General features: G+C 64.6%; 2 protein-coding genes. One reads left to right on the top strand and one right to left on the bottom strand.

Annotated features, from left to right (window positions below):
• Positions 1–193, bottom strand: a 193-nt coding sequence (locus ACSFA3_RS23635; RefSeq protein ID WP_435507854.1) for a helix-turn-helix domain-containing protein, incomplete at its 3' end; no start/stop codon positions are given.
• Between the two features lie 122 nt (positions 194–315).
• Between ACSFA3_RS23635 and ACSFA3_RS23630 the strand changes: the two genes are divergently transcribed.
• On the top strand, positions 316–1,335 hold a 1,020-nt coding region (locus ACSFA3_RS23630), incomplete at its 3' end, for an MFS transporter (protein ID WP_435507853.1).

Genomic DNA, 1,335 nt, shown 5'->3' with positions numbered 1-1,335 from the left:
CTTCGCCGTCTTCCGTCACCGTGAGGCGGCGTGTCGTGCGATGCAGCAGCGGCCGGCCCACCTGCTCTTCGAGCCGCCGGATCTGGTGGCTGATGGCCGACTGCGTCAGGTGCAGCCGCTGAGCGGCGCGCGTGAAGCCGCCGGTTTCCTTGACGGCCACGAAGGCTCGCAGCAGCGCGGGGTCGAAATCCATGGCAGCCAACCAATCAATGATGAATCGTCATGGATTCTAGGAAATTAAATCATTTCCATCATGAGGAGGCCTTCCCCAGAATCGCCCGGACCTCTTTGCCAAAGACTCCCGAAAGACTTCCGATGCCTCTCTCCCCCACCGGCAAGAACCGGGTCGCGCTGGCCGCGATCTGCCTCATTGCCCTGATGTTCGGCCTGGAAATCTCCAGCGTGCCGGTCATTCTTCCCACGCTCGAACAGGCATTGCACGCCGACTTCAGCGACATGCAGTGGATCATGAACGCCTACACCATCGCCTGCACCACCGTATTGATGGCCGCGGGCACGCTGGCCGACCGCTACGGCCGCAAACGCATCCTCGTCGTCGGCGTGGTGCTCTTCGGCCTCACCTCGCTGGCCTGCGGGCTCGCGCAGAGCGCGCCGGTGCTGATCGTCAGCCGCTTCCTGCAGGGCTTGAGCGGCGGCGCAATGCTGATCTGCCAGCTCGCCGTGCTCTCGCATCAGTTTCAGGAAGGCAAAGAACGCAGCAAGGCCTTCGCCATCTGGGGCGTTGTCTTCGGCATGGGCCTGGGGTTCGGGCCGATCATCGGCGGAGCGATCGTGGCGCTGTCGAGCTGGCAATGGGTGTTCCTGATCCATGTGCTGCTGGCGGCGGTGGCCGTTGCCCTGGTGCTCGGCAGCGTGGAAGAGTCGAGCGACCCCGACGCGCAAAGGCTCGACCTGCCGGGCATCGTCACGCTGTCGCTTGCGGTGCTGGGCCTAACGTACTTCATCACGCAGGGGCCGGGCCTCGGCTTTGCGAGCCCGCTGGCCATCGGCATCATCGTGGCGTCGGCCGCGAGCTTCGTGCTCTTCCTGTGGGTGGAGAAGATCAACCCGCATCCGATGTTCGATTTCTCGGTCTTCAGAATCCGCAACTTCTCGGGCTCGATCATCGGCTCCATCGGCATGAACTTCAGCTTCTGGCCGTTCATGATCTACCTGCCGATCTACTTCCAGGGCGCGCTGGGCTACGACGCGGTCATGGCCGGCTCGGCGCTGCTGGCCTACACGCTGCCCACGCTCGTGCTGCCGCCGCTGGCGGAGCGGCTGGCGCTGCGCTACCGGCCGGGCGTGGTCATTCCCGCGGGCCTGTTCGTCATC

This window comes from Variovorax glucosi (assembly GCF_051216695.1).
Lineage (GTDB): Bacteria > Pseudomonadota > Gammaproteobacteria > Burkholderiales > Burkholderiaceae_C > Variovorax.
The sequence above is the reverse complement of the archived record's forward strand: the minus strand, read 5'-3'. Positions and strand labels throughout refer to the sequence as shown.